Source organism: Streptomyces sp. NPDC051684 (assembly GCF_044453445.1).
In the GTDB taxonomy this organism is placed as follows: domain Bacteria; phylum Actinomycetota; class Actinomycetes; order Streptomycetales; family Streptomycetaceae; genus Streptomyces.
Genome location: NZ_JBITCS010000003.1, coordinates 370,109 through 377,917 on the forward strand (window position 1 = coordinate 370,109; position 7,809 = coordinate 377,917).

Genomic DNA, 7,809 nt, shown 5'->3' on the forward strand with positions numbered 1-7,809 from the left:
GCGCTCGCGGTGGGGGCCTTCGGCCGTGGCGACCGGGGGGAGAGGGCGGTCGGGCGGTTCAGTGGCCCTGGCGCGCTTGCCAGGGCCTGCCCGGCACCTTCTGCCGCACCTTGTCGGCGACGAAGTCGACGACCCCGGTACGGGACTGGCCGGGCAGCCGCACGGTGACCCGGCGCAGGGCGCCGTCCTCGGCGACGTAGAACCGCAGCGGGGACCCGCCCGCCCGCACCGGCCCCGTCTGCTTCCCGCTCTGTTGCTCCGCCCGCATCCCGCCCGGCTTGGCGCCCTGCTTCTTCTTGCCCTGCGGGGCCGGGCGCGGGCCCGCGAAGATGTCGTAGGAGCGGCCGTCGATCTCCTCGGTGCCGGTCCAGCGGGCCCCGGACTGGGCGAGCAACTGGGCGTTCTCCGGGCGGTCCTGGCCGAGCAGCACGGTCAGTTTCAGCATGCTGTCCAGCGGGTCGGAGGTGTATTGGCGCGGCGACCACTGGTCCGTGGACATCCGCGCGGCGTCGGCGAGCTTCAGCGCCCGCTGCTTGCCCCCGGCCGGGGCGGGCCCCGCGGCGCCGCCCGCGGGGCCGTCGGTGGCCACGCCGAGCCCCGAGGTGTCCCAGGCGAGCAGGCCGCCCTGCGAGCCCTGGTCGAACCGGCCGATCCCGTGATGGCTGCGGTAGTCGACGACGCCGTCCACGGTGACGGTCGCCTCCCGCTGCGGCACCCGCACGCGGACCCGGGTCGGGCTGGCCTCGAACCGGCTGAGCCGGGCGAGCGCGAAGCGCTGGGCCTCGGCGGAGGTCACCGCGTGCGCGGCGGGCGGATCCTCGCCGAGCCGGACGGCGGCGACCGTGGCGAGCGAGGCGAGCAGCACGGCCGGGACACCCCATCGCAGGGAACGGCGGCGCAAGGTTGTGGAGATCGGCATACCGCGTACCCCATCGGTGGGCCGCGGGCCCGGCCGCGAAGGACGCCGGGCGGCACGCCGATTTCCGCCGTTCGGCCCTGTCGCGACGGCTCGGGCGCCGCCGCGGCCGGGGTCACAGCAGCGGCGCGCCCAGCGACTCGCCCCGCCGCACCCCGGGCAGCACGTACGCGACGGCGGACGCGGTGTGCCGGGTGAAGCGGTTCAGGGCGTCGGACCCCGCAAGGCGTTCCTGTACGCGGACGAACAGGTCGGGGTCCTTCATGTACGCGAGGAAGAGCAGGCCCTGGTCGTCGGCGGCGTCCGCGTAGCTGTAGCCGCGCCGCAGCATCTGCGCCCCTCCGTCGAGCCGTGGGTGGGCGAGCCGGACGTGCGCGTCGGCCGGGACGACGTACTCGCCGTCGGGCCGCTTGGCGAACAGGTTCACCTCGTCGTGCTCGCGGCGTCCGCCCAGCGGTGCCCCGTCCACCCGGTGGCGCCCCATGATCCGCTCCTGGCGGCCGCGGTCCAGGGCGGCGAACGCGGCGAGGTCCATCCGGATGCGCCGGTAGACGAGGTAACTGCCGCCCCGGTCGGGCCCGTTCGCGACGTGGACGTGGCGGGGCGCGTCGGCGGGGGCGGGGTTGGCGGTCCCGTCGAGGAAGCCGAAGAGGTTGCGGGGGGTGCGGCCCGGCCCGGTCGGCGGCAGGAAGCCGGGCTGGCGCCAGCGGGGCGTGAGGACGCCGGCGGCGGCGTCGTCCAGGGCGAGCGCGGCGTCGTTGCAGGTCCACGCGTCGTCGGCGCACACCTGCACGAGGACGTCGCCGCTGCCGCGCCGCTCCTCCAGGCGGTCGCCGGGGAACGCGGGCAGTTCGCGCAGCAGGGCGGGGGAGCGCAGTCCGAGCCGCCTCGGCAGTGCGGGGCCGACGGCGACGGTCGCGGTGAGCCGAGAGGTTCGTGCCGACGCCAACCGGCCGTCCGCGGCGTCGAGTTCGCGATCCCGCTCGCCCAGCAGCCGGCTCCAGGCGGCCAGCACCGAGCGCAGCGCCCGGGCCCCGGCGGCGCCCCGGGTGCGGGCGCCGAGGTCGTAGGAGACGATCAGGACGCTGGGTTGAGGGGGTGTCAGGACGCCTGCCTGGTGCGTGCCGTAGAAGGGCGTGGCGGGCCGGTCGTCGGCCGCGTCCCGCGGTGCTCGGGCGCAGCCGGACGCGGCGCCCGCGAGGGCGGCGGCGGTGAGTACGGCACGCCGACTGGAGGTGTACATGGTGGCTCCTCAAGGGTCAATCGGCGCAAGGTGCTGACGAACCGTATGGATCGCACTACATAGACCGCATAGGTCACATAACTTCTTGATTGTTGCTTATGGGGCGAGTTGGACGGTACATCTGGTCGCCATGCGTCTCCCCCTACGCCGCCGCGTGCGGCTCCTTCCCCTCCGCGCCGTTCTCGCCGCGGTGGTGGCCCTTGCGGGCCTGGCTGCTGTCACCGGGTGCGCGGCCGACACCCCCGACAGCCGGCCGGGGCCGCCGGGCAAGGCCGCCGTGATCCGGGTGCCGGCCGACTCGGCGACGATCCAGGGCGCGGTCGACGCGGCCCTGCCCGGCGACGTCGTCCTGGTCTCGCCCGGCGTCTACAAGGAGGCCGTCTCGATGCGCACCAAGCGGGTCGCGCTGCGCGGCACCGACCGCAACAAGGTCGTCATCGACGGCGAGTTCAAGCGCGGCAACGGCGTCACCGTGACCGGGCCCGGGTCCACGGTGGAGAACCTGACGGTCCGCAACCACCTCGCCAATGGCGTGCTCTTCACCGGCGTCACCGACGAGACCCTCCAGGGCGAGGGCGGGGGCGGCGCGATCTACGACCCGCTGGACACCGTCAAGTTCCCGCCGCTGAAGGGCTTCAGGGGCGCGTACATCACCGCGTACAACAACGCCTTGTACGGCATCTACGCCTTCGACGCCCGCGACGGCGTCATCGAGCACTCCTACGCCTCCGGGCAGGCCGACTCCGGGATCTACGTCGGCCAGTGCCGCCCCTGCGCCACGACCGTGCGCCACAACACCGTCACCCACAACGCGGTGGGCATCGAACTGACGAATTCCTCCGAGAAGTTGACCGTCGAGGACAACCAGGTGCGCCGCAACCGGGTCGGCATCACCGTCAACTCCAACGACCTGGAGGCGCTCGGCCCGCAGCGCCACGCGGTGATCCGGCGCAACACCGTCGCCGACAACAACGAACCGGCCAGCCCCGCCCAGGCCGACGGCGGGTTCGGCATCGGCATCGGGATCGGCGGCGGCGTCGGCAACACAGTGGAGCGCAACACCATCACCGGCAACCGCGCGGGCGGCCTGCTGCTCCGCGACGAGCAGGGCTATCCGGCCCGCGGCAACACCGTGCGCGACAACCGCGTCCGCGGCAATGGCACCGACCTCGTCCTGGCCGCGAACGCGGCCCGCGGCAACTGCTTCACCGGCAACGGCGAGCGCACGACGGCCCCGAAGTCCCTGCCGCGCGCGTGCGGGGCGGGCGGCGGCGCACCGCTGAAGCCGGGCGAGCCGAGCCGGGTCACGGCGCCGCCCGGCATGTCGTTCCGCGTGGTCCCTGCCCCACCCGCGCAACCCCAACGCCCATAGGCCGCGGTGCGACGGTGTGAGGCCCGGGGTCTACTCGGCCGACTCGTCGTGGTTCCCGCCACTGCGCCGCCGCACCTTCCGCATCCGGAACGCCGCGGCCAGGACGATGAGCCCGACGCCCGCCGCCACCACGGCGATCGCCCCCGAGGACACCGACGTCACGTCGACCTCGAAGGCCATCTCCTCGCCCCACGGCTTGCCGTCGCTCGTCGTGTAGAGCCGCGCCGTCAGATGCGCCTTGCCGTTCGCCTTCGCCGTGACGTCGATCTGGGAGGTGTGGCTCGCCGAGCCCTCGGCCGACACGGAGATCTCGTCGTCGTTGACCTTGAGACGCTCGGAGTCGCTGGACGTGACGCGCAGTTCGAGCCCGGAGACCTCCTGCTGCAACGCGTTGTCGACCGTGACCGGGATCGAGGCGTCGCCCGACGTCACGGTGACCGTCGTCTTCGGCACCAGGCGCAGCGACTTCACCGACGTCGACAGGAAGTCCGTCGTACGGTCCTGGAACGTCCGCTGCGCCGAGTCCTCCTCGACCCGCCACGCGGTCGCCAGCGCGCGGGCCATCGCCGCGTGCACGGACTCCGTGGTGTCCTTCGGGTCGGCGAGCACCTTGCTGAGGGTCGCGAGCCGGTCCAGGTCGCCCGCGGCGTCGGTCAGCTGCTCCTTGCCGAGCTCGCTGTCGCGCAGCCGCTCCGGGTACGCGGACGGGGACCCCGCCCGCCCCTTCACCGGGTCGTCGTCGGCCGCGCGGAGGTCCTGGAGGTCGAGCCAGCCGTCCTCCGTGCCGGCGTCGACGGCGGCGGCGAGCGCGTCCGCCGCCGTGCCCGACAGATTGCGGGGCGGTACGAGGACCGGCCGGGCGTTCGCCTTCAGGAGCGAGGTGATGTGGTCGACGGTGGCCTTGTCGGCGGTGTCGGGGCTCGCGGAGGCGCTCGGGTCCGGGGACGCGGGGGAGCCGCTGGGCGACGTGGTCGCAGGCGACGGCGAGGAGGCGGAGGGCGTGGGGTCGGGCGCCCGGTCCTTGAGCCGGCCGAGCGCCGTCGTGAGGTCGGCCTCGTAGGGCAGCGCCGTCATCGCGTCGTCGCCGCTGCCCACGGTCACCGGTTCGGCGCCCGCGGGCGTGAGCCCCTGGCCCGAGGCGAGGACCCGCGTCACGCCCAACTTCGCGCCGAGCGCGGTCACGTCGGAGTCGAGCGCGCCGTCGACGGGCCAGCCGAGTCCGGAGCGGGTGGTCGTGTCGAGGATCCGGTCGACCCGCTTCCTCGCCTCCGCCGCGAGCCCGGACACGACCTCCGTGAGGTCCTCGGTGTCGGTGCCGGGGTGGTGGGCGAGCGAGGCGAGGTCCGTGTCGGCGTACGGCAGGAGCCAGACCTCGCGGCCCTCGACGGCCTCCCGCAGCGCGCTGAGCCAGGACCGGGCCGCGCTCTGCCCCGTGCCCTCGGTGGTGTCCTGCGGCGAGGCGGAGTCGGCGTTCTTCGCGACGCGGTAGCCCGTGGACATCTCCTGCGCGGCGATCACCACGTCCGGGTCGAGCGCCCAGCTGATGTCGCGGCCCTTGCCCGCCTCGACGACCTCGCGCAGCCGGCCGCCGGGCGCGAACAGGCCGGCGAGCGAGTCGTCGTCGAAGACGGGCTTCGCGTTCGGGCCCGAGCCGAGGGCGGCCGCCGTCATGTGCGGGGTCGTGGTCACCGGCCAGACGACGGCGGTCGGCGCGGGGTCGTCCTTGGCGGCGGCCTCCGGCGTCGTGCCGGGGAGGGCCTGGGCCCCGACCACCATGGCGGTCAGGGCCCAGGCCCGTGCCGTCCCGTATCCCGCCATGTCGCCCTGCCTTCTGCCGATGGGTCACCCGTCCCTGAGGTAACACGGTGGGAGTGTCGGGGACGGGGACCGTACCGGCTTGCGGCGCGTCGTGCACGGCCACGCGGCTCCGCCCCGGACCCCGCGCCTCGATCGCCGGCGGGGCTTGAGCTGCCCACTCGGGGCGGAGCCCTGATCGCGTGGCGGGTGGGCACATCAAGCCGCTCTCCGGCCCCAGCGACGGATGGGCTTTTCAAGCCCCTGCGGCGATTGAGCAGCGCGGTCCGGGGCAGAGCCCCGAGACGTCAAGCACGGTGCCGCGGAACCCGGTGCGATCGAGGCGGAGCCAATGTCGCCCGATAGAGTGCGGGCCGACGTTGACGCTCCCACCTGAGGTAACCGGCCGTGACTCCCCCCGACCCCGCCATACCCGCGGTGACCGTCGTCGGAATCGGCGCGGACGGGTGGGAGGGACTCCCGGAGACCTCCCGCGACGCCCTCCGCGGCGCGGACGTCGTCATCGGCGGCCCCCGCCAACTCGGCCTGCTCCCGCCGCGATGCCCCGGCGAACGCGTCCCCTGGCCCTCCCCGCTGCGCCCCGCCGTACCCGGCCTCCTGGCGCGCCACACGGGACGCCGCGTCGCCGTCCTGGCGAGCGGCGACCCGATGTTCTACGGCATCGGCCGCACGCTCACCGAAACCGTCGGCGCCGACGCGCTGCACGTCCTGCCGCACCCGTCCTCCGTGTCCTACGCCTGTGCGCGGATCGGCTGGCCGGTCGAGGAGACGGACGTGGTCACGCTCGTCGGCCGCCCGGCGGACCGGCTCGCCGCCACGCTGCACCACGGCCGCCGCGTCCTCGTCCTCTCCGCGGGCGCGGACACCCCCACCGAGGTCGCGAAGCTGCTGTGCGAAAGGGGCTTCGGGCCGAGCCGGCTCACGGTCCTCGAACGCCTCGGCGCCGAGGAGGAGACGTCGTACGAGGGGGTGGCCGAGGAGTGGACGCACGCGCCCGGCGACCCGTTGAACGTGATCGCCGTCGACTGCCGCCGCGCCCCTGACGCCCTGCGCCTCGGCGCCGCGCCCGGCCTGCCCGACGCCGCGTACGAGAACGACGGCCAGCTCACCAAGCGCCATGTGCGCGCCGCGACGCTGGCCGCGCTCGCCCCGGCGCCCGGCGAGACGCTCTGGGACATCGGCGGCGGCTCGGGCTCCATCGGCATCGAGTGGATGCGCACGCACCCGTCCTGCCACGCGTACGCCGTGGAGCGGGACGCGGCCCGCGCGGCCCGCATCGGGCGGAACGCGGCGCGGCTCGGCGTACCGGGCCTGGCCGTCGTCACCGGGCCCGCACCGCAGGCGCTGGCCGAACTCCCGCCGCCCGACGCCGTGTTCATCGGGGGCGGCCTCACGGCCCCCGGCCTGCTCGACGCCTGCTGGGCGGCGCTCGCGCCGGGCGGCCGCCTGGTGGCCAACACGGTCACCCTCGAATCCGAGGCGCTGCTCGCCACCTGGTACCGGGAGCACGGCGGCGAGCTGGTGAAGCTGTCCGTGGCGCACGCGGTGCCGGTCGGCGGCTTCACGGGGTGGCGGCAGGCGATGCCGGTCACGCAATGGTCCGTAACGAAGACAGGGGTTGGACAGGCATGACGGTCTATTTCATCGGGGCGGGCCCCGGCGCCGCCGACCTGATCACGGTTCGCGGGGCGCGCACGCTCGCGGACTGCCAGGTGTGCCTGTACGCGGGGTCGCTGGTCCCGGCCGAACTCCTCGCGGAGTGCCCGGCGGACGCGAAGCTGGTCGACACCGCGAACCTCGACCTCGACGCCATCGAGCGGGAGTTCGCGGCGGCCCACGAGGCCGGTCACGACGTGGCCCGACTGCACTCCGGTGACCCGTCGGTGTTCTCCGCGGTGGCCGAGCAGATGCGGCGCCTGGACGCGCTCGGCATTCCGTACGAGGTGGTGCCCGGGGTGCCGGCGTTCGCGGCGGCGGCGGCTGCGCTGAAGCGCGAGCTGACGGTGCCGACGGTCGGCCAGACGGTGATCCTGACCCGGATCGCCCAGCAGGCCACGCCGATGCCGTCCGGTGAGGACCTGGCGACGCTCGGGGCGAGCGGGGCGCTTCTTGTGCTGCACCTGGGCGCGCGATACGTGGACCGGATCGTGGCGGAGCTGACGCCGCACTATGGGGCGGAGTGCCCGGCGGCCGTCGTCGCGTACGCCAGCCGGGAGAACGAACTGGTTCTGCGGGGGACGCTCGGGGACATCGCGGAGCAGGTGAAGGGGGCGGGTGTGCTGCGCACGGCTGTGATCATCGTGGGCCGCACGCTTGCTGCTTCGCAGTTCCGGGACAGCCACCTCTACTCCGTCGACCGGGACCGCCCCTAGGTCGTGTCCGCAAAGTGGTTGGCGCGTTGGTGTTTTCGTGGTGCGTCGTCATGAGCTGACTGATCAGGCCTGGGTGGTCGTTGAGCCGTTG

At 74.4% G+C, this 7,809-nt stretch carries 6 protein-coding genes; 3 read left to right on the top strand and 3 right to left on the bottom strand.

Annotation, left to right across the window (positions count from 1 at the left end):
- Positions 1-58 precede the first annotated feature (58 nt).
- Both ACIA8D_RS05945 and ACIA8D_RS05950 read right to left on the bottom strand, forming a co-directional pair.
- Complete coding sequence (locus ACIA8D_RS05945) at positions 59-919, bottom strand: hypothetical protein (protein WP_399229060.1); 861 nt, start codon at positions 917-919, stop codon at positions 59-61.
- A gap of 112 nt (positions 920-1,031) precedes the next feature.
- Positions 1,032-2,159 carry a Dyp-type peroxidase gene (locus ACIA8D_RS05950; protein ID WP_399229062.1) on the bottom strand — a complete coding sequence of 376 codons (1,128 nt, stop codon included), beginning with the start codon at positions 2,157-2,159 and terminating at the stop codon, positions 1,032-1,034.
- A gap of 130 nt (positions 2,160-2,289) precedes the next feature.
- Between ACIA8D_RS05950 and ACIA8D_RS05955 the strand changes: the two genes are divergently transcribed.
- Positions 2,290-3,531 carry a nitrous oxide reductase family maturation protein NosD gene (locus tag ACIA8D_RS05955; protein WP_399229065.1) on the top strand — a complete coding sequence of 414 codons (1,242 nt, stop codon included), beginning with the start codon at positions 2,290-2,292 and terminating at the stop codon, positions 3,529-3,531.
- A 30-nt stretch (positions 3,532-3,561) separates the two neighbouring features.
- Here ACIA8D_RS05955 and ACIA8D_RS05960 read toward each other — a convergent pair whose 3' ends face one another.
- Complete coding sequence (locus ACIA8D_RS05960) at positions 3,562-5,349, bottom strand: DUF6049 family protein (protein ID WP_399229066.1); 1,788 nt, start codon at positions 5,347-5,349, stop codon at positions 3,562-3,564.
- Between the two features lie 384 nt (positions 5,350-5,733).
- On the opposite strand from ACIA8D_RS05960, the gene cbiE reads away from it, so the two are divergent.
- Both cbiE and cobM read left to right on the top strand, forming a co-directional pair.
- On the top strand, positions 5,734-6,978 hold the full coding sequence (cbiE, locus tag ACIA8D_RS05965; RefSeq protein ID WP_399229068.1) for a precorrin-6y C5,15-methyltransferase (decarboxylating) subunit CbiE: 1,245 nt from the start codon (positions 5,734-5,736) through the stop codon (positions 6,976-6,978).
- A complete protein-coding gene (gene cobM / locus ACIA8D_RS05970) occupies positions 6,975-7,718 on the top strand; it encodes a precorrin-4 C(11)-methyltransferase (RefSeq protein ID WP_399229070.1) in 744 nt (247 codons plus the stop codon). The genes cbiE and cobM overlap by 4 nt, the downstream gene beginning before the upstream one ends.
- Positions 7,719-7,809: the final 91 nt, after the last annotated feature.